Origin of the sequence: Microbacterium sp. GCM10027623, from assembly GCF_042666935.1 — a bacterium.
In the GTDB taxonomy this organism is placed as follows: Bacteria; Actinomycetota; Actinomycetes; order Actinomycetales; family Microbacteriaceae; genus Microbacterium.
In genome coordinates, this window is record NZ_JBHTHE010000003.1 from 1 (window position 1) to 19,473 (window position 19,473).

17 protein-coding genes are annotated in these 19,473 nt (G+C 68.6%); 7 read left to right on the forward strand and 10 right to left on the reverse strand.

Annotated elements, in window-relative coordinates:
* Positions 1–137: 137 nt before the first annotated feature.
* Complete coding sequence (locus ACFQY2_RS12420) at positions 138–1,580, reverse strand: L,D-transpeptidase (protein ID WP_378746173.1); 1,443 nt, start codon at positions 1,578–1,580, stop codon at positions 138–140.
* Between the two features lie 169 nt (positions 1,581–1,749).
* Between ACFQY2_RS12420 and ACFQY2_RS12425 the strand changes: the two genes are divergently transcribed.
* Both ACFQY2_RS12425 and ACFQY2_RS12430 read left to right on the forward strand, forming a co-directional pair.
* On the forward strand, positions 1,750–2,916 hold the full coding sequence (locus ACFQY2_RS12425; protein WP_378746174.1) for an ROK family protein: 1,167 nt from the start codon (positions 1,750–1,752) through the stop codon (positions 2,914–2,916).
* Positions 2,917–3,063: 147 nt separating this feature from the next.
* On the forward strand, positions 3,064–3,843 hold the full coding sequence (locus ACFQY2_RS12430; protein WP_378746175.1) for a glucosamine-6-phosphate deaminase: 780 nt from the start codon (positions 3,064–3,066) through the stop codon (positions 3,841–3,843).
* A 3-nt stretch (positions 3,844–3,846) separates the two neighbouring features.
* Here ACFQY2_RS12430 and ACFQY2_RS12435 read toward each other — a convergent pair whose 3' ends face one another.
* From ACFQY2_RS12435 to ACFQY2_RS12455, 5 genes are all read right to left on the reverse strand, one after another.
* On the reverse strand, positions 3,847–4,242 hold the full coding sequence (locus ACFQY2_RS12435) for an NUDIX domain-containing protein (protein ID WP_378746176.1): 396 nt from the start codon (positions 4,240–4,242) through the stop codon (positions 3,847–3,849).
* On the reverse strand, positions 4,239–4,610 hold the full coding sequence (locus tag ACFQY2_RS12440; protein ID WP_378746177.1) for a YrdB family protein: 372 nt from the start codon (positions 4,608–4,610) through the stop codon (positions 4,239–4,241). Before ACFQY2_RS12440 ends, ACFQY2_RS12435 begins: the two co-directional genes overlap by 4 nt.
* Before the next feature lie 9 nt (positions 4,611–4,619).
* Positions 4,620–6,812 carry a sigma-70 family RNA polymerase sigma factor gene (locus ACFQY2_RS12445; RefSeq protein ID WP_378746178.1) on the reverse strand — a complete coding sequence of 731 codons (2,193 nt, stop codon included), beginning with the start codon at positions 6,810–6,812 and terminating at the stop codon, positions 4,620–4,622.
* 392 nt (positions 6,813–7,204) lie between these two features.
* Complete coding sequence (locus tag ACFQY2_RS12450) at positions 7,205–8,380, reverse strand: N-acetylglucosamine-6-phosphate deacetylase (RefSeq protein ID WP_378746179.1); 1,176 nt, start codon at positions 8,378–8,380, stop codon at positions 7,205–7,207.
* Complete coding sequence (locus ACFQY2_RS12455) at positions 8,377–9,930, reverse strand: beta-N-acetylhexosaminidase (protein WP_378746180.1); 1,554 nt, start codon at positions 9,928–9,930, stop codon at positions 8,377–8,379. The genes ACFQY2_RS12450 and ACFQY2_RS12455 overlap by 4 nt, the downstream gene beginning before the upstream one ends.
* Positions 9,931–10,088: 158 nt before the next feature.
* Between ACFQY2_RS12455 and glyA the strand changes: the two genes are divergently transcribed.
* Together glyA and ACFQY2_RS12465 are read left to right on the forward strand one after the other, a co-directional pair.
* Complete coding sequence (gene glyA, locus ACFQY2_RS12460) at positions 10,089–11,363, forward strand: serine hydroxymethyltransferase (protein WP_378746181.1); 1,275 nt, start codon at positions 10,089–10,091, stop codon at positions 11,361–11,363.
* 101 nt (positions 11,364–11,464) lie between these two features.
* A complete protein-coding gene (locus tag ACFQY2_RS12465; RefSeq protein ID WP_378746182.1) occupies positions 11,465–12,346 on the forward strand; it encodes a bifunctional methylenetetrahydrofolate dehydrogenase/methenyltetrahydrofolate cyclohydrolase in 882 nt (293 codons plus the stop codon).
* A gap of 43 nt (positions 12,347–12,389) precedes the next feature.
* On the opposite strand, the gene ACFQY2_RS12470 is transcribed toward ACFQY2_RS12465, so the two are convergent.
* Entirely contained in the window at positions 12,390–13,118 is a 729-nt protein-coding gene (locus ACFQY2_RS12470; protein WP_378746183.1) for a DUF6882 domain-containing protein, read from the reverse strand.
* Between the two features lie 94 nt (positions 13,119–13,212).
* Between ACFQY2_RS12470 and ACFQY2_RS12475 the strand changes: the two genes are divergently transcribed.
* Complete coding sequence (locus ACFQY2_RS12475; protein ID WP_378746184.1) at positions 13,213–14,577, forward strand: short-chain fatty acid transporter; 1,365 nt, start codon at positions 13,213–13,215, stop codon at positions 14,575–14,577.
* 42 nt (positions 14,578–14,619) lie between these two features.
* On the opposite strand, the gene ACFQY2_RS12480 is transcribed toward ACFQY2_RS12475, so the two are convergent.
* From ACFQY2_RS12480 to ACFQY2_RS12490, 3 genes are read right to left on the reverse strand one after another with little or no spacing between them, the layout of a single operon-like run.
* Complete coding sequence (locus tag ACFQY2_RS12480) at positions 14,620–15,996, reverse strand: Gfo/Idh/MocA family protein (protein WP_378746185.1); 1,377 nt, start codon at positions 15,994–15,996, stop codon at positions 14,620–14,622.
* A 16-nt stretch (positions 15,997–16,012) separates the two neighbouring features.
* The gene (locus ACFQY2_RS12485) at positions 16,013–16,927 is read right to left on the reverse strand and encodes a carbohydrate ABC transporter permease (protein ID WP_378746186.1); all 915 of its coding nucleotides are present in this window, start codon (positions 16,925–16,927) and stop codon (positions 16,013–16,015) included.
* On the reverse strand, positions 16,917–17,861 hold the full coding sequence (locus ACFQY2_RS12490; protein WP_378746187.1) for a carbohydrate ABC transporter permease: 945 nt from the start codon (positions 17,859–17,861) through the stop codon (positions 16,917–16,919). The genes ACFQY2_RS12485 and ACFQY2_RS12490 overlap by 11 nt, the downstream gene beginning before the upstream one ends.
* On the opposite strand from ACFQY2_RS12490, the gene ACFQY2_RS12495 reads away from it, so the two are divergent.
* Positions 17,862–18,002 (forward strand): hypothetical protein, encoded by a 141-nt coding sequence (locus ACFQY2_RS12495; protein ID WP_378746188.1) that lies wholly within the window; start codon positions 17,862–17,864, stop codon positions 18,000–18,002.
* A 130-nt stretch (positions 18,003–18,132) separates the two neighbouring features.
* Entirely contained in the window at positions 18,133–19,449 is a 1,317-nt protein-coding gene (locus ACFQY2_RS12500) for an ABC transporter substrate-binding protein (protein ID WP_378746189.1), read from the forward strand.
* Positions 19,450–19,473: the final 24 nt, after the last annotated feature.

A 19,473-nucleotide genomic window follows, 5' to 3' on the forward strand; every position in this document is an offset into this window, starting at 1 on the left:
GCCCGGTGCAATACCGGACCCAGACCCTCGCAGCATAGGCTTCAACTAAACCAGTCCAACAAACGCGGACCAGTTCACTGCGGCATCCGCCCCCTTCTCGTATCTGCGCGCGAGCTTGCGCGTGCAGGAATCCCGAATCAGCCGTGAACCCAGACGTCGGTGCCCGTCGTCGCCCACTCCCAGACGAACTTCGCCGCGGAAGTCGTCATGTTCACGCAGCCGTGGCTCATGGGGTGACCGAAGTTGCTGTGCCAGTACGTGCCGTGGAACGCCTCGTCGCCGTTGAAGTACGTGACGTACGGCACGTTGGGCGTGTAGTAGAACGGCGCCACGCTGGTGTCCTTGCGGCCCATGTTCTGCGTGCGCAGCTGAGCGTAGACGTGGAAGCGGCCCTTGGCCGTCTCGAATCCGGCCTTGCCGGACGAGATCGCCCAGGAGTTCACGAGCTTCTCGTTCTCGTAGGCATAGGCGCGCTGCTCGCTGAGGTCGACCTCGAGCCGCCGGAACAGCGAGGTCGTCTCGAACGGCGTGGACGAGACGGGCAGCTGGAACGAGGCGTTGCCTGCGGCGAGGTTGGCGGCGAACGCCGAGGCGATGCCGGTGGTGTCGCCCAGAACGCGACCGTCCGCACCTGCGACCAGCGTCTTGAGGACCTTGCCGTTCGAGTCCACGATGGTCTGCGCGTTGACGACGGGGCGGTTCACCTGCTCCGGAAGGGTGCTGACGACGCTCTGGATGGCCGCGGGATCGGCCGTGATCCTGAGCTCCCCGTCGACGTCCTCGACGTCCAGCCAGGTGGCCGCCACCGCGGGCTCGACCGGTACGGTGCGCTCGTCGCCGACGTAGAAGCCGATCGTGGTCAGCATGTCGTTGAGCTTCTCGGCGGTCGTGGCCGCGTCGGCGTCGGTCACGTTCGCCGTGACTTCGGTGGCCGTGGCGGGGAAGGCGAATGTCGCGCTTCCTTCGCTTGCTGCGGCAGCGAACGCGCTGGCCAGATCCGTGACCGAGATGCCCGTTCCCGGCTGCGCGGGCGTCACCGTGTACGTGCCGGACGCGGCGTCGAAGGCCACATCGGCGTCCACCGGCTCGACATAGCTGTCGGGAACTGCCGCGCGCAGCGTGCGCTCCGCGGTGTCGGGATCCAGGGCGACGTCGGTGCCGATCGGGTCGCCCATCCAGCTGCCGAGGTTCCACATCGGCCGATCGGCAAACGCCTGCTCGGCCAGGGCGGTGGCATCCACCGTGGCGCCGAGGTCGGCTCCGGTGACCGTGATGTCGGAGCCCGTGAGCTCGATCTCCGTGCCCGCGATGCGGTTGCTGATGGCATCCGCGGCCATGCCGGGCGTCATGCCGCCGATCTGCACGCCGGCGACGGTGGTCCCCGGGGCGATGAGGATCATGGATGCACCGGCGGCGGCGAGCACGAGCGCGCCGGCGCCCAGCCCGATCCACAGACCCAGGTGGCGCTTCTTCGGGGCCGGGTCCGCAGGCGCCCATTCGACCGGCTGCGTGCCGTCGCTCGGCGGCAGCGCGTCGGTCGCGACTGCTCCCGTGTCTGGTCCTGAGATCAGATCGGTCACGGACTCACCCCCCAAAAAGCACAATGACGTACTCATTCATGGTACGGGACCGTGGGTCACGAACGAGTGTCGGAGTGCGGGCGAACCCCTCCTGGCCGTAACGTTTCGGTAACCTGCCCCCACGTGGTCCGGCTTGCGGAGAACACGTTCGTAAGGTCTACTAACAAATATGGATTCCACACCCGAGGCCAGACCGTCTGCGGTTCCCATCGGCTTCGGGGCAGGCCGTCGGCTGCGGTCCCAGACCAAGGTGCTGCCAGAGCATGCGCGCGCGCACAACCGCGCACTCGTGCTGCAGACGCTCTACCACCGCGGGCCGATGAGCCGAGCGGATCTCGCGCGCGAGACGGGCCTCACCCGGGTGACCATCTCGGACCTGGTCGCGGAGTCGATCATGGACGGCGTCGTCCATGAGATCGGCGTGCGCGAGGCGGCGGGTCCTGGGAAGCCCCCGATCGTCATCGACTTCGACCGCGACGGACACCAGGTGATCGGGATCGACCTCTCCGGCGTCGCGGCGTTCGAGGGGGCCGTGCTGGATCTCGGCGGTCGCATCCTCGGCCGCCGCTCGGTGCCGCTGCCCTCGAGGCCGGATGGCGAACGGGCGTATGCGATGGTGCGGGATCTCGCGCAGGAGCTCGTCGCGGCGACCGACCGGCCTGTGCTGGGCGTCGGCATCGGCACACCCGGGGTGGTGAGTCCGGACGGCACGGTCGTCAGCGCGCCCAATCTCCTGTGGTCGGGAGTGCCGCTGGCAGCCAGGCTCACCGCGGACCTGGAGCTGCCGGTCATCGTGCGCAACGACGCCAATGCCGCGGTGCTCGCCGAGTACACCCTCGGAGACGCCGCGGCGGACGTCATGCTCATCCGCATCGGGCGGGGTATCGGTGCCGGGGTGATAGCCGGCGCGCAGCCGGTCGTGGGTGCGCGCTTCGCGGCCGGGGAGATCGGGCATGTCGTCGTCGGCGCCGATGACGGCCCACTCTGCGTCTGCGGTCGCCGCGGATGCCTGGAGGCCTGGGTCAGCATCCCCCGTCTCAGCGTCGACATCGCAGCCGACCCGGCGCGCAGGGAGATGCTGCTCACGGATGCCGGCACACGCCTCGGGATGGCCATCGCGCCCATCGTCGCGGCCCTCGACCTGTCCGAGATCGTCCTGGCGGGGCCGGAGGACATGCTCGGCGGGAGCTTCGCGGATGCGGCGACCCGTGCACTGCACGCGCGGACACTGGATGGCGTGTTCGCGGACGTGCGGATCCGACTGAGCGGCCAGGACGGCATCGTGATGCGCGGTGCAGCCGTCATGGTGCTCTCGGCGCAGTTGGGCGTCTCATGAGCCGTCGTCGCACGGCCACCGCATGCTCGCGTCTCGATGAGACAATCAAGATGCTTCCGGTGGATTCGCCGGTGGCGGCTGCGCAAGCCGCCTTGCTGGGTTCTGCGCGTGCAGAGACCGTCACCCTCGACAAGGAGATCAAGGTTCATGGCTGAAGTCGTCATCGTGAAGGACAAGGATGTCGCCGGTGCCCTGGTAGCCGGGGAGATCGTGCGTCTGATCGACACGGTCGCCGAGCCCGTGCTGGGACTGGCGACCGGATCGACTCCGCTTCCGGTCTACGAGGCGCTTCGCGAGCGGCTCCACGGTCACGACGTCTCGCATCTGCGCGGTTTCGCCTTGGATGAGTACGTGGGCATCGACCCTGCTCATCCGGAGAGCTACCGCTCGGTCATCACCCGCGAGGTCATCGAGCCCCTCGGGCTCGACCCCGCTCTCATCCGTGTGCCGGACGGATCCATCGAGACCATCGAGCACGCCGGCGACGACTACGACGCCGCGATCATCGCAGCCGGCGGTGTGGACCTGCAGATCCTCGGCATCGGCACCGACGGACACATCGGGTTCAATGAGCCCGGTTCGTCCTTCGCGTCCACCACGCGCATCAAGACCCTGACCGAACGGACGCGCCAGGACAACGCCCGCTTCTTCGATTCGATCCACGATGTGCCGCAGCACTGCATCACGCAGGGGCTCGGCACCATCCTGCGCGCGCGACACCTCGTGCTGCTCGCCTTCGGCGAGAGCAAAGCGGATGCGGTCGCCGCGGCGCTGGAGGGCCCGGTCAGCGCGATGGTGCCCGCCTCGGCCGTGCAGCTGCACGCGCACGTCACCGTGGTGCTGGACGAGGAGGCGGCATCGAAACTGAAGCTCGCCGATTACTACCGCTACAGCTACGCGAACAAGCCCGCATGGCAGGGGCTGTAGGGGTCAGCCCCACGCGAACGCGAGCAGGTGCTCCTCGCTGAGCGGCGCAAGGGGCACACTCGTGCGGTCTCCCCGCTCCAGCCAGCGCAGCTCGGCGAGCTCCGCGCGGACGGTGACGTCCGCGCGCTCCGCTCGCAGCGCGAACGCATCGGCGACCACCCGTTGGCCCGGTTCGTTCGCGGCCGCGGAGATGAACGTGCCGAGCGGCTCGAGTTCGTCCTCGGCGACCCGCAGGCCGAGCTCCTCATCGAGCTCCCGGATCAGCGTCTGAGCGGGCGTCTCGCCCGCTTCGGGTTTGCCTCCCGGCTGCATGAAGCGGGTCGTGCCCTTCTTGCGGACGACGAGCACACGTCCCTCGCCGTCGACGATCACCGCCGCGCTGACATGGATGTCGGTCATGCCAGGGCGCGGCGTCCTGCCACGACGCCGGCGGTCACGGCCACCACGGCGAAGGCGATGCCCACGACGGCCTGGCCCATCGACCACCATGCGAGGGTGACGGCGGCGTAGATCAGCAGCTCGACGAGCGCACGAAGGAACGGATGCAGGCGCAGAACCGGCCGTGGCGAGAGGAAGAGCGCCCAGGCCAGAAGGGTGACGAGAGGCGCTCCGAGACCGATCACGATGTTCCATGGCATCGACCAGCTGCCGAACCCCCACAGTGCGAGCGTCGCGAGGCCCACGAGCAGCACCACGACGCGGACGAGGTCGAGAGGGGTGACGGCGGGGCGGTTCGCACCCTGTTCGGCGAGGGAGTCCTGGGGCATGCCTCAAGTCTATTCGGCGGGCGCTGCCGCCTCTGACCCCGGCTCGTCAGGGGCCGTCTGCGGGGCGGCGTCCTCGGACCCCGGCGGGTCGGATTCGGAAGAGGCGGTCACCGCTTGCGAAGCCGACTCTACTGCGGGTGGTGTCGGAACTGCGGGTGGTGTCGGAACCGCGGGTGGTGTCGGAACTGCGGGTGGTGTCTGAGTCTCCGGTCGCGGTGTCTCCGGTGGGGCCTGCGTCTCGGTTGGCGTCGTGCGGGCCTCCGGGGCGACGGTCTCGGCCGAGGGAGCGCTCGCGGACTCTCGTGCTGTCTGGACCGGCGCTGACGCCTGAGAAGCTGTCGCGTCGACGTCGACGGCGATGACGACCGAGAGAATACTGCCCAGCGACGACAGCCTGGTCGTGGCCCACTCACCGGGGACGCCGTCGATGACGTATCGGAAGCCGACCTCCGCGTTGAGCAGAATCTGGAGTGCGGTCGGGCGCAGGTCTGCGGTGCCGGCGCCGTCGTCGCCGAGTTCGATCTCGTCGCCTCGATCCTCGATGCCATCCATCCATACCTGGACGGTTGCACCGGGCGTGCCATTGACCGGCACGAGATAGTGCGTATGGCGATCGCTGTCCAGCGTCAGGGTGGCGGCGCCCCATGTCAGCTCCACGGGGGTCACACCGGTGTCGGGGTTCTCGCCGCCGGGGTTCTCCGTTTCGGGATCTTCGGTGCCCGGGTTCTCCGTTCCGGGCTCTCCGGTGCCCGGGTTCTCCGTTCCGGGCTCTTCGGTGCCGGGCTCTTCGGTGCCGGGCTCTTCGGTGCCGGGCTCTTCGGTGCCGGGCTCTCCGGTGCCCGGCTGTTCGGGCCCGGCCCCGGGATCGGGTGTGGGCTCGGGACTCGGTGTGGGCTCCGGATCGGGGGTCGGCGTCGGTGCGGAGGATTCCGGCCGCGTCGCCGGCGGAGCTATGACGTCGGCGCTCTGCGGGGGAGTGGGTTCCGCGGCATCCGGGTCCGGCGGAGACGGCGTCTGCGGCTCGTCATCGATCTCGATCACCATCGGCTGGTCCGCCGACATCGCGGAATCCGGCATGACCTCGGACGAGATCGACGACGGTTCGGACTCCGAGGCGCTCGGCTGCGAGGTCGCGGGGGCGCCGTTCAGCATGCCCGGCATCACCGTGGCGGCAGCGACCACGCCGGCCACGACCAGTGCTGCCGACCCGGCCCCGACCAGTGCACCGAGGCCCGTCATCGCACCCGCGCCGGTCGCAGACGCTCCACCCGTGCCCGCGGTCGACGGCTCGCCGATGAACGCGGCCACGGACGAACTCGTGCCGGCCGTGCCGGATTCGGCACCCACCACCACGGCGCCTTCGGTCACACTCGAGGGCATCGCCGCCAGGGCGACGGCGGGTGCGCCGCCACCCTGCAGCGCCGCCAGGTACGCGGAGGCGCCCGTGACTCCGAGCACCAGCGGCAGCAGCACCAGAGCGAGCCGGCTGGAGACATCCTTCGCCTCCGCGGCGACGATCATGCACCGCGCGCAGTCCGCAAGGTGCCGATCCACTCGCTGCTGCGCGCGCACCGCGAGATTGCCGCGCGAGTACGCGCCGAGATGCTCGATCGTCCACTGACATTCCGAACCCTCGCCGACGCTGCGCAGATGCGCCTGGATCCAGGCTTCGCGCAGACCCTCCCGCGCGCGGAACGCCAGCTGCGATACCGCACCGGCGCTCATGCCGAGCAGCACGCCGATGGCCGCCGGCTTCATCTGCTCGATCTCCGAGTACCAGAGGACCTCCTGCCAGCGGGAGGGGAGGGAGCGGAACGCTCGGGCAGTCAGTCCTCGGTCGAGCTCCTCGTTCACGGACGCGTCCGTGGTCGACGGATCGGCGACGGTCTCCAGCTCATCGAGGGGGGTCTCGCGTCGAGCGCGGCCCCACGCCGCGGCGGTGTTGCGGATGCTGGTGAAGAGGTAGGCGCGGAAGGACCCGTTCGGGCCTCCGCCCTTGAGGATGGCCTGATAGATGCGGGCGTACGACTCCTGGACCAGGTCGTCAGGATCGATCGACGACGTGACCGATCGCGCGACGGTCATTCCCGAGCGGTAGTGGCGTCGCCAGAGTTCGCCGAAGGCGTCTGCGTCACCCGAACGGGTGCGCAGGACGAGCTCGGCGTCGGCTGCCGACGCTGGGTCGGTGCTCTGGTCTTCCACGGTCGCTTTCCCGTTCCCGCGCTCGCGGGAACGCTCTCACAAAAGAGACGCATGAAGAGGTGTTTCATCACGCGCCTCCGACATTCTCCCCCGAAAACCGCCTCGGGGCCACCCCTGGGGACAACCCGCAGGTGGTCCGCGCGGCCCGGCGGAAAAAATCTTGGCGAGTCCGCGTAATGAATCGTGTCCTCGTGCGTCTCTCCTCATAGAGCATTCCTGAGGCGCCTCCGGGGGGCGGTTGCCGAAGGAATCGATGCACGGGGTACCGCATCGACATGGCCGGGTCGGAGACCTCGGGGGAGGAGCCTCCGACTCGGCCAGCTCTGGGAGGGTGCGGCCGCCGCAGCTGGGGAGTGCGGCGGCCCTCCTCAAGCCCGGGCGTGGTCCGACGCTCAGCGCGTCGGGGCGGCGGCGATCCAGACGCCTCGCACCGCGAAGGCGGCATCGAGCAGCACGGCATCCGCGGTGCGCCCCGGCTGCAGCAGGCCGAGCACGTCGCCGAATCCGATGGCGCGCGCCGGCGTCGATGTCAGCGCCCGCACGGCCTCGCCCAGGTCCACGCCGGCCTCGACGGCCCTGCGCAGAGCGACATCCTGCGTGAGAGTGGAACCGGCGATCGACCCGGTGTCATCGGCGCGGGCGACGCCGTCCTTGACCGTCACCTTCACGGCGCCCAGGTCGTAGCGGCCGTCCGCACTGCCGGCCGCTGCCATGGCATCCGTGATCAGCGCCACCCGGCCGGGCGCGGCGTCGAACAGCAGTTTGATCACGTGCGGGTCGAGGTGGATGTTGTCGGCGATGCCCTCCAGTACCACCCGATGGTCGGCGGCCGCGACGAGCACGGGGCCGGGCGCGCGATGGTGGATGGCGTTCATCGCGTTGAAGGCGTGTGTGAGGATCGACGCGCCGGCTTCGAAGGCGGCGCGTGCCACGGCGGCGTCGGCATCGGTGTGCCCGACCGCGACCGCCGCTCCGGACGCCACGATCTGCCGCACGGCGTCGATCCCGCCCGGCAGCTCAGGTGCCAGCGTCACCTGCCGCACGGTGCCGCGCCCGGCGCCGAGGAGGCGTGCGATGTCGAAGGGATCCGGATGGCGCAGCAGTGACGGCGCATGCGCACCGTGATGCCCGGGGTCCAGGAACGGCCCCTCCAGGTGACTGCCGAGGATCTCGGCATCCGTCTGCGCCAGGTCGGCGATCACCGCCACCTGCGCGACCAGGTCGTCCACCGTCGCCGTGACCAGCGAGATCACTGCGCGCGTGGTGCCGTGCGAGCGGTGCATGGCCCGTCCGATGCGGATCGCGTCGGCGCCGTCGTCGTAGGCGGCGCCCGCGCCGCCATGACCGTGGATGTCCACGAAGCCCGGGGTCAGGAGGGCATCCGGACCGGCGACGGCGACGGCGTCGACCACCTCGTCCGCGGAGGTCCAGTCCTCGCCCGTGCCGCGGGCGACGACCAGCCCGTCCTCGAAGCGCACCCATCCGTCGTCGGTGACGGATCCGTCACCGTCCGCGATCCGGGCGGAGTGGATGACCCGCGAACCGCGGTGGTCGGTGGTCGGGTTCATCGTTCGCTCCAGACGATCTCGGGTGCGGGGCGGAATCGGATGCCGTCCGCTCGCCAGAGCGGGGCCATGCGACCCAGCCTCTCGCCGAACGAGCCGCCGTCGCGACGCGCGGCGTCCGATGTCGACCAGGCGAGCTCGGCGATGGCGGCGATGCGCGGGTACGAGAGCAGTTCGGCATCCGCCAGGCTGCTCACCGTCTCGGTCCACAGCGGTGCTTCGACGCCCGCGATCGCCTCCGCCGGCAGATCGAGCACGGTCTCCGGGTCCCAAACGCGGGCACGGCGGATGTCGACCGTGCCGGCCCAGGCGAGGCCGAGCGGGAATTCCGGGTCGGGCTTCATGTCGAGATACGCCGCATCGCTGGGGGAGAGGATGACCCGCCCGCCGCGCTCGACGAATCGGCTCGCGTGCGCGGCGTGGTTCTCGGCCGGCTCCAGCAGACCCCAGTACTGGCCGATGGTGCCGGCCGCGACGTCCGCCGCACCTGCCTCGTGCCAGGCGATCGGGGTCTTCCCCAGCGCGGTGACGATCTCGGTGGCGCGGGCGATGAAGTACGCGAAGTCCTCGGGCGAGGTGCCCAGCGACTCGTCACCGCCGATGTGCAGATACGGCCCCGGGGTCATCTCGGCGAGCTCGGCGAGCACGTCTCGGATGAAGTCGTAAGTGCGCTCGTCGCGGATGCGCAGGCTGGAATGACCCACGCCCCAGCCGGTGTACGCGACACCGGCCTGGGGCAGTGCGTGACCGAGTCGCCGGGCGTCATCGAGCAGGTGGTCGTTCATGACAGGAGCCTCGACGAGCTCCGGGTAGGCGAGTCCGATCGCGTGAGTGTGGCCAGGCATGTCGATCTCGGGGACGATGGTGATGTGTCGGGATGCCGCGTGCGCGACGATCTCCCGATAGTCGTCCTTGCTGTAGCAGCCCCCGCCCGCGAGCGTCTCGTCGCCGGTCGCGCTGCCCGTGGACGACTTGTCGGACAGCAGGGGCCAGGAGTCGATGTGGATGCGCCATCCCTGATCGTCGCTGAGGTGCAGATGTAGGTGGTTGAACTTCAGCGCGGCGCAGCGATCGATGACCTTCTTGACCTCGTGCACAGGGAAGAAGCGCCGTGCCACGTCGAGCATGACCCCGCGGTAGCCGAAACGCGGAGCGTCCGCGATGCGGGTGCGCTGCCAGCCCCAGACATCGCTGTCGTCCTGGCGCAGCAGCTGCAGGAGGGTCTGAACGCCGTGGGCCAGCCCGGCGGCATCCGCGCCCGTGAGCCGGACTGCATCGGCGACGACCAGGATGTATCCCTCCGGGGCCGCGACGCCGGGGTCGATCCGCAGGGCGATGTCGCCCCGTGCGCCGTCTCCGGGGATGTCGGCGGTGTCGTCGATCTCGCTGACGGCAAGGTGGATGCCGGTGCGCCGGGCGACCGCATCGGCGAGCAGCGACCCCGCCGTCGTGTCGCCGTGCACGCGGAGGGCTGGCGACAGCGACAGCACGCCCGCATCGACTGTGACCGACCGCGGGGCGGGGATCACCGGCAGCGCAAGAGGAAAGACCATGAACAAAATCTACCCTGCGAGGCGAGCCGCATCCGGTAGGCTTTTCCCGTCGCGACTGGCGTCTGGGTGGGCAACCACCGGGGAGCGGCCTCATAGCATTCGACCGCGCGCCTGGGCCGATGAGGAACACCCTTTCCCCGTGTGAACAGGAGATCGCCATGACCGACCGCTACTTCAACGCACCGCTCTCCGAGGTGGATCCCGAGATCGCCGAGGTGCTCGAGCGCGAGCTGAACCGTCAGCGCACGTACCTCGAGATGATCGCATCCGAGAACTTCGTGCCGGTCTCGGTCCTGCAGTCGCAGGGGTCGGTCCTCACGAACAAGTACGCCGAGGGATACCCGGGCCGCCGCTACTACGGCGGGTGCGAAGAGGTCGACGTCGCCGAATCGCTGGCCATCGAGCGGGCCAAGTCCTTGTTCGGGTCCGAGTTCGCCAACGTGCAGCCGCACTCCGGCGCCAGCGCCAACGCCGCCGTGCTGCACGCCATCGCCCGCCCCGGCGACACGCTCCTCGGCCTCTCCCTGGATCAGGGCGGCCACCTCACCCATGGCATGAAGATCAACTTCTCCGGCCGGCTCTACAACATCGTCGCCTACGGCGTGAACCCCGAGACCTCGACGATCGACATGGACGAGGTGCGCGCGCTCGCCATCGAGCACAAGCCCAAGGTCATCATCGCGGGATGGTCGGCGTACCCCCGTCAGCTCGACTTCGCCGCGTTCCGCGCCATCGCCGACGAGGTCGGCGCACTGCTGTGGGTCGACATGGCGCACTTCGCCGGTCTCGTCGCCGCGGGTCTGCACCCGAACCCGGTGCCCCACGCCCATGTCGTCTCGTCGACCGTGCACAAGACGATCGGCGGCCCCCGCTCGGGCTTCATCCTCACCGACGACGCCGACATCGCCAAGAAGATCAACTCGGCCGTCTTCCCGGGCCAGCAGGGCGGTCCGCTCATGCACGTGATCGCCGCGAAGGCGACGGCGTTCAAGCTCGCGGCGACCCCCGAGTTCGCCGAGCGCCAGGAGCGCGTGCTGTCGGGTGCGAAGATCATCGCCGAGCGGCTCTCGCAGCAGGACGTCAAGGATGCCGGCATCGCCGTGCGCTCCGGCGGCACCGACGTGCATCTCGTGCTCGTCGACCTGCGCGATGCCGAGATCGACGGCAAGCAGGCGGAGGACCTGCTGCACGAGATCCACATCACCGTGAACCGCAACGCGGTCCCCAACGACCCGCGTCCGCCGATGGTCACCTCGGGTCTGCGCATCGGCACGCCGGCGCTCGCCACTCGCGGGTTCGGCGACGCCGAGTTCACCGAGGTGGCGGACGTCATCGCGCTCGCCCTGCTTCCCGGTGCGGATGTCGAGGCGCTGCGCGCCCGCGTCGCCTCCCTCGCCGAGGCGTTCCCCCTCTACCCGGACCTGCACCAGTAACCATCTGCCCAGGACCATCTGTGGGGCGCGAATGTGCCCTTCGGCCGCGCTGAAGCAGACGTTTGCGACCCACAGACGGTCTGTGATGAAAGGAGCGGCAGATGACCGCGAAGATCCTGGACGGCAAGGCCGCAGCAGCGGCCATCAAGAGCGAGCTCGCGGAGCGGGTCGCGGCGCTGCGCGAGCGCGGGGTCGTGCCCGGCATCGCCACTGTGCTGGTCGGCGCAGATCCGGCATCCCAGCTGTATGTCGGCATGAAGCACCGCCAGTCCGAGGCGATCGGGATGAATTCGATCCAGCGCGAGCTGCCGGCGGACGCCACGCAGGCCGAGGTCGAGGCGCTGATCGACGACCTCAACGCCGACCCGAGCTGCCACGGCTACATCGTGCAGCTGCCGCTGCCGAAGCACCTCGACACCGACGCCATCCTGGAGCGCATCGACCCGGCGAAGGATGCCGACGGCCTGCATCCGACCAACCTGGGTCGTCTCGTGCTGAACGTCAACAGCCCGATCCACACCCCGCTGCCGTGCACCCCGCGCGGGGTGATCGAGCTGCTGCTGCGCAACGGCTACGACCTCAAGGGCAAGCACGTGGTGGTCGTCGGTCGAGGTGTCACGATCGGCCGGCCGATGGGTCTGCTGCTCACGCGTCGAGAGATCAACGCCACGGTCACTCAGGTGCACACCGGCACGCCGGACATGACGCCCTACCTCCGGCAGGCCGACGTCATCGTCGCGGGTGCGGGGGTGAAGCACCTCATCCGCGCTGCGGACGTGAAGCCGGGCGTCGCGGTGCTCGATGTGGGCGTCACCCGGGAGACGGATGCCGAGACCGGCAAGTCCAAGGTCCACGGCGACGTGCACCCGGACGTCGCACAGGTCGCCGGATGGGTTTCACCCAACCCGGGCGGCGTCGGCCCCATGACCGTCGCGCTGCTCATGACGAACGTCGTCGAGGCGGCGGAGCGCTCGCTGAGCTGACCCCGCGCCAGACGCGGGAGGGGTCCGCGTCGGCCGGGAGAGGTCAGGGTGCTGCTGATTCGCTCAGCGTCCCCTTGACATCGGTGATGCGCGCATACTCGTCGAAACGGAAGGTCGCGGAGCCGGTGGCGTCGGCGACCGTCGCGGCCGAGAACGCGTCGTCCGCCCACTCCAGTCGCCAGCCTGAGAGCCGCGCGAGATCCCACACTGAGGCACGGGGGTCGCTCAGGTCGAGGTCCCAGAGGATGCGGGGGAGCGCGGACACCGCGGATGCGACCGTCAGCGGGTCCAGAGGCGCCTCCACCAGAAGCACTGCGATCGCGCCGCCGGTGTGCGCTGAGAAATAGGGCGAGAGCCCGGTGATCTCGACGGCGGCGGCACCGATCGTGCGCGCGAGCGCGGCGATCCACTCCTCGAGATCATCACCCACGTCGTCAGGGAAGGCCACCTCGCCCTGGGTGAGCTCGGAGATATTGTGCTCCTCGCCGTAGCGACGGAGCCGGTCCGTGATGCCGGTGCGATCGCCCTGCGGAAGCGCCCAGGACCACATCAGCGAGCGCGGTCCCGGCGCGATGGACGCCAGCAGGTGCGGGATCGCGGTCAACGTGAGCGCCGGATCGTCCGTCGAGGCGAACGTGAGGGCGCCTGCGTCGAGGTCGACGTCCCAGCGATACTCGCCGAGCGCCTCCGTCGCGGCGGCGAGCTGATCCTGACGGAGGGCGGTGAACAGTGCAGCGCGGTCGGCGAGGGCCCGCAGCGTCTCGAAGGTCATGCGACCAGTCTGGTCTTCGATGCTGTGCGGTGCCAAGCAGACGGCCGGGAGATCGCTATGGTCGGAGAACCAACGAGACGAAGGAGTTTCCGTCATGCCCACAACGCAGACGCGGTCCGAGAAGCGCAGCGTGATGCGCCCCATCAACCGGTTCCTGGAACGCTGGGTGCCCTCGGCGCTCACGTTCGCGATCGTGCTGACCCTGGTGGTAGCGGTGCTCGCGATGACTCTCACCAGAACCAGCCCGGTGGACGTCGTGAAGGGCTGGGGCGACGGGCTGTCGGGCCTGCTCGCCTTCATGACCCAGATGTGCCTGATCCTGCTGCTCGGGTACATGCTCGCCAACACGCGGCCCGTGCGCAGGCTGCTGCAGTGGCTGGCGCGTGTTCCCGGCAGCGCGGCATCGGCGTACGTGTTCGTGTTCGTCGTCGCCGCCGTCGCCAGCCTCATCACCTGGGGACTGGGCCTGATCGTCGGCACGCTGCTCGCCCGGGAGATCGCCGTCCAGTCCCGTGACCGAGGCATCAGGGTGCACTTCCCGCTGCTGGTCGCCGCCGGGTACTCCGGGTTCGTGGTGTGGCACATGGGCTACTCCGGCTCCGGCCCGCTCACCGCGGCGACGCCCGGCTCGTTCCTCGCTCCGAGTCTCGGCGGCGAGGTGGTGCCCGTGTCGCAGACCATCTTCTCGACCTGGAACATGCTCGCGGCGCTCGCCGTCATCGTGGTGTGCGGGCTGCTGTTCTTCCTGATCCGCCCGCGCAAGGACGACCCGATCTACGAGCTGCCCGCTCACGTCGGGTCGGAGTCCGAGGATGAGATGGACGACGAGGTCGTCACTCCAGCCGACCGCATCGACGCGTCCCGCATCCTCACGCTCGTCGTCGGCCTCGGCCTGGTCGCGTATCTCGTCGTGCACTTCGTCCAGGGCGGCACCCTCACCCTCGACATCGTGAACTGGTCGTTCCTGGCGCTCATCCTGCTGATCGTGCGCAGCCCGTTCGAACTGATCCACCTCACCAAGCGCGCCGCGTCGAACGTCGGGGAGATCCTGGTGCAGTTCCCGCTGTACGCGGGCATCCTCGGCATCATGGCCGGCTCGGGGCTGATCGAACTGTTCTCCGATGCCTTCGTCTCGATCGCGACCCCGGTCACCTTCGGGGTTCTGGCGCTGATCTCCGCCGGCATCGTGAATTTCTTCGTGCCCTCCGGCGGCGGCCAGTTCGCCGTGCAGGGGCCGATCATGCTCGACGCCGCCAACCAGCTCGGCGTCGACCCCTCGATCGCGATCATGGCTGTCGCCTACGGCGACCAGTGGACCAACATGATCCAGCCGTTCTGGGCGCTGCCGGTGCTCGCGATCGCCGGGCTGAAGATGCGCGACATCCTCGGCTACACGTTCGTCACCCTACTGGGCGCAGGGGTGGTCATGGCGGCCGCACTGCTGCTCGTCAGCCTCTGAGCAGAACGGCGCTTCACGACGGAGCGGCGGCGACCCTTCGACTCAGGTCCGGGGGGTCGCCGCCTCGACGCGCCCCGCCGGTCCGTGCAGTCTGCTCTCGGCTCGCCCGAGGTCCAGTGACCCGATGCGGACGGCGGTGTCGCCGGACAGCGATCGATTGCCCGCGAGTCCGACCGCCATGCTGCGCACACCATCGCTCCAGTCCGCTGTGCGTCCGAGCGGGTCGGGCTGCGCACCGACGAAGACGTCACGCAGCAGCACGGCGTCGCCGCCCCCGTGCCCTCCCATGCCCTCGGGGATCGGCACTTCGCGTGCCGCTTCGAAGTGCCGCTGCACGAGCAGACGCTCGGAGACCGGACGGGTGGGGTCGTCGGCGACGAGATCAGGACGCGCGCTGGGGTCGACGACGGTCCGTCCCTGTTCGTCCACGAGCACCCGCCCCCGTTCCACCACGTGCAGTTCGGCGCGGCCGAGCGTGCCGTTCACTGCGACGGTGTAGCCCTCCCAGGGTGCGTGCGCATTCAGCGAGTAGGACATCGAACTGCCGCGTGCGTAGTCCACGACGAGCGACAGATTGTCTTCGATGGTGATGCCGTCATCGAAGACGTCGCGGTCGCGCAGATACCCGTCGTAGTGCTCCTGGTCCAGATACAGACCCTTCCAGGTCGGATCGGTGCGGAGGTCGAGACTGAACGCGTCTCGCAGGGGCGAGTCGGTCGTCCCGCGCGGGGGACGCGCGGTCAGGCCGCGTCGGGCGGCGTTCCGCGCGCCGTAGAACCGGAGTCCGCCGGATGCGAAGACACGTACGGGGACGTCGGAGAGCCACCAGTTCACGAGGTCGAAGTGATGGCTCGACTTGTGGATGAGCAGCCCGCCGGACATGTCCTTGTCGCGGTGCCAGCGGCGGAAATAGTCCGCACCGTGCGCCGTGTCCAGCACCCATTCGAAGTGCACCCCGGTGACCTCGCCGATCTCGCCCGACGCGATGATCCGCTTGAGCTCGCTGTTGCGCGGGGAGTACCGGTAGTTGAAGGTGATGGTGACCTGGCGCCCGCTGCGCTCCACGGCATCCGCGATGCGGCGCACCCCCTCCTCGTTCGTCGTGAGCGGCTTCTCGACCACGACGTCTGCTCCGGCGTCCAGAGCTGTGACGATGTGGTCGGCATGCGTGACATCGGGAGAGGTGATGATGACGCGGTCGATCGCGTGCTCACGGACGGCGGCCGCGAGCGCCTCCACGGCGAAGGCGGTCGGCGCGCCCAGACCCGGATGCTGCCCGAGCGACCAGTCCAGCCGCCCCGGGTTCGTGTCCGTCCACGCGACGAGCACCGCGTCGTCGGAGTGGGTCGTCGCGATCGCGTCGAGATACATCTGGGCGCGGGAGCCTGAGCCGATCAGGGCGTAGCGGCGACGGGTCATGCGGGGAGCCTTTCGATCATTTGATGCCCGAGGTCGCGGCGCCCTTGAGGAGGAACCGCTGACCGAACAGGAAGACGAGGAACAGCGGGATGAGCGAGACGACGCTCATCGCGAACATCGAGCCGTAGTCCGAACTGGACTGGGCGTCGAGGAAGCCCTTGAGGGCGAGCGATGCGGGGAAGAGCTCCGGCAGCCGCACGTAGATGAGCGGGCCGAAGAAGTCGCCCCACGTCCAGATGAACGTGAAGATCGCCGTGGTGGCCAGCGAGGGCACGATCATCGGCAGCGTGATCTGGAAGTAGCTGCGGAAGTGCCCCGCGCCATCCATGCGCGCGGCCTCGAACAGCTCCTTCGGCAGGCCGCGGATGAACTGCACCATGAGGAAGATGAAGAACGCCTCCGTCGCGAGGAACTTCGGCGCGATCAGCGGCAGGAACGTGTTCAGCCATCCCAGCTCCTTGTAGATCAGGAACTGCGGCACCAGCAGCACCTGGAAGGGAAGCATGATGGAGCCCAGCATCAGGACGAACGCGAGCGTGCGACCGCGGAACCTCAGGCGGGCGAACGCGTAGGCGGCCATCGAGCAGGACAGCAGGTTTCCGACGATCGCGCCCAGCGCGATGATCGACGAGTTGACCAGGAACACCCCGAACGGTGCCTGCAGGTCGTTCCAGCCGTTGACGTAGTTGTCGAACGTGAGGTTGGTGGTGAACACGCTGAGGTCGCGGAAGATCTGATCGTTCGGCTTCAGGCTCGACACGACGAGCCAGATCAGCGGATAGATCATCAGGATCGACACCGCGGCCAGCATCACGTGCTTGCCGATCGAGCGCAGCGTCTGTGCGGCGGGCGTGCGGGCTCCCGCCACGCGCCGTCGAGGTCGCGCGTCGGCCGACCCAGGGCGGAGCAGGGTCTCGGTCTCAGTCGTCATAGAACACCCAATACTTGGAGAGCCAGAAGTTGAACGCGGTGAAGGCGGCGATCACGACGAGCAGGAACCAGGACATGGCCGAGGCGTATCCCATGTCGAGCTCGGTGAAGGCCTCCTTGTACAGCAGCAGCGTGAAGAACATCGTCGAGTCGCTGGGTCCGCCGGTGCCCCCGGAGACGACGTACGCCTGTGTGAAGGACTGGAAGGCGAAGATGATCTGGAGGACGAGGTTGAAGAACACCACCGGCGTGAGCAGCGGGAACGTGATCGAGAAGAACTGCCGGATGCGGCCGGCACCGTCCATCGATGCGGCCTCGTAGTACATCTCGGGGATCTGGCGCAGCCCGGCAAGGAAGATCACCATGGGCGAGCCGAATGTCCAGATGTGCAGCACGATGAGGGTGCCCAGCGCGAAGTCGGGATGCCCGATCCAACCGGGACCGTCGATGCCGAACCAGGCGAGGAAGCCGTTGACGAGCCCTTCCTTGCCAAACACCTGGCGCCACAGGATCGCAATCGCCACCGAGCCGCCCAGCAACGAGGGGAGGTAGAAGATCGAGCGGTAGAACGCGAGTCCGCGCATGCCCTTGTCGAGCAGCATGGCAAGGCCGAGCGCGAGTGCGAGCTGCAGCGGGACGCCGCAGAACACATAGATCAGGGTGACCCGGAAGGAGTTCCAGAACCGCGCATCCGCGAACATCTCGACGATGTTGTCCAGCCCGGACCAGACCGGCGGCCGCAGAAGGTTGTAGTCGGTGAAGGAGAGGTACAGCGACGCGATGATCGGGCCGATGGTCAGTCCCAGCAGACCGATCAGCCAGGGGAGGAGAAAGATCACCGCGGCCTTGTTGTCCGGATACTTCTCCTTGACGCGCGCACCGATCCCGTCGCGTCGGGAACGCGTGATGGTGCGCAGTTCGCCGAGACTGCTCACGTGACCTCCTTGTCGTCTCCCTCGTTCGTCGAGAAAGCGGTTTCACGATTTCTTCGATTATCAGCGGGTGGACGGCTGCTCGTCAAGCCGACCTTTGCCGGAGGTTCCGCGATTCCCGGCGAAATCGGCGACCTGGCGTGAAATTCGTTGACAGCGGACGGCGATGCTGTTAGCTTCTCTCGTGAAAGCGGTTTCTCCGCTCGGTCTCGCCTCGAGCGGACCACAGCCCTGACACCCCGGCCGCTCTGCGGCCTCGAAGGAAAGAGGCGCAATGACGCGTAATATCCGTCCCCGTGCGGCCCTCGGCGCCGTCGCCGTCGCCGCGACCCTCCTGCTGGCCAGCTGCTCGGCTGGCACGTCGGGAGACGCGAGTGAGTTCGACCCCGACGAGAAGGTCGAACTGGAGATGTCCTGGTGGGGTGACGATGCCCGTGCCGCGCTCTTCGGGCAGGTGATCGACCTCTTCGAGGCGGAGTACCCGAACATCACCGTCACACAGACGCCTGTCGGCTCCCCGGATGACCTGTTCAACCGGCTGGCCACCGATTTCGCCGGAGGCGGGGACACCGCACCGGACGTGTTCGCCCTCGGCGGCGCCAAGCCGCAGGAGTACGGCGAGCTCGGTGCGCTGCTCGACCTGTCGACCGTGAAGAAGCAGCTCGACTACAGCGCGTACCCCGACTTCTCACTCACCAACGCGACCGTTGACGACGCGCTGTACGGACTTCCCACCGGCGGCAACGCGACGGCGGCCTTCGTGAATCTCGACCTGTTCGCGCTGGCAGGAGTGGATGCGCCCAGCGAGGGGTGGACATGGGATGATCTCATCCGGGCGGCGAACGAGATCGGCAGTGCAGGGCTCCAGAACGCGGAGGGGAAGCCCGTCTACGGCCTCGACCTGCGCATCGGAGACATCATCGGTACCTACTCGGGTCAGGTGAGCGAGCTGGGAATGTACGACTGGGACGGGCAGCTGGGTGTGACGGCCGACGACATCGCCGGCTGGTACGAGATCGAGAAGCAGCTCGCGGATGGCGGGGGCCTGCCCGACCCCTCGGTCGTGACGGCGAACCTGCAGCTTCCGCCCGACCAGCAGCCGTTCACCCTGGGGCAGGCCGCGGTCACCTTCGGCTACAGCAACCTGATGAGCGTCTACGCGGGCGCGGCCGAGAACGTCGAGATGCTCCTTCCACCGACCTCGACGAAGACCTCCGGGGTCGCGCTGCTGCCTTCGGCGTTCTGGTCCATCAACGCGGCGACCGAGCACCCGCAGGCCGCTGCTCTCCTGGTGAACTGGTTCCTGAACGAACCGGCAGCCGCTGAGCTGATCCTGGACACCCGCGGAGTGCCCTTCAACCCCGATACGCTCGAGGTCGTCTCGCCCAAGCTCTCCGGCCCCGGACAGATCGCGGCGGACTACGTGAACGTCGTCCTGGACGCGGGAGTCGTGGCGCCCCCGCAGCCGGCCGGCGGCTCGATCATGAACGAGCTGTCGCAGCGGATGGAGTCCGACGTGCTGTTCGGCAAGGCGACACCCGAGGAGGCCGCGCAGAAGTGGGTCGACGAGTTGAGCGCAGCTCTGAAATGACCATCCCGGCGGGGCGCGCACCGC

Coding starts and splice junctions, on each gene's coding strand:
- ACFQY2_RS12425 (WP_378746174.1), top strand. CDS start 1,750: ATGGATTCCACACCCGAGGCCAGACCGTCTGCGGTTCCCATCGGCTTC.
- ACFQY2_RS12430 (WP_378746175.1), top strand. CDS start 3,064: ATGGCTGAAGTCGTCATCGTGAAGGACAAGGATGTCGCCGGTGCCCTG.
- ACFQY2_RS12435 (WP_378746176.1), bottom strand. CDS start 4,242: ATGACCGACATCCATGTCAGCGCGGCGGTGATCGTCGACGGCGAGGGA.
- ACFQY2_RS12440 (WP_378746177.1), bottom strand. CDS start 4,610: ATGCCCCAGGACTCCCTCGCCGAACAGGGTGCGAACCGCCCCGCCGTC.
- ACFQY2_RS12450 (WP_378746179.1), bottom strand. CDS start 8,380: ATGAACCCGACCACCGACCACCGCGGTTCGCGGGTCATCCACTCCGCC.
- ACFQY2_RS12455 (WP_378746180.1), bottom strand. CDS start 9,930: ATGGTCTTTCCTCTTGCGCTGCCGGTGATCCCCGCCCCGCGGTCGGTC.
- glyA (WP_378746181.1), top strand. CDS start 10,089: ATGACCGACCGCTACTTCAACGCACCGCTCTCCGAGGTGGATCCCGAG.
- ACFQY2_RS12465 (WP_378746182.1), top strand. CDS start 11,465: ATGACCGCGAAGATCCTGGACGGCAAGGCCGCAGCAGCGGCCATCAAG.
- ACFQY2_RS12470 (WP_378746183.1), bottom strand. CDS start 13,118: ATGACCTTCGAGACGCTGCGGGCCCTCGCCGACCGCGCTGCACTGTTC.
- ACFQY2_RS12475 (WP_378746184.1), top strand. CDS start 13,213: ATGCCCACAACGCAGACGCGGTCCGAGAAGCGCAGCGTGATGCGCCCC.
- ACFQY2_RS12480 (WP_378746185.1), bottom strand. CDS start 15,996: ATGACCCGTCGCCGCTACGCCCTGATCGGCTCAGGCTCCCGCGCCCAG.
- ACFQY2_RS12485 (WP_378746186.1), bottom strand. CDS start 16,927: ATGACGACTGAGACCGAGACCCTGCTCCGCCCTGGGTCGGCCGACGCG.
- ACFQY2_RS12500 (WP_378746189.1), top strand. CDS start 18,133: ATGACGCGTAATATCCGTCCCCGTGCGGCCCTCGGCGCCGTCGCCGTC.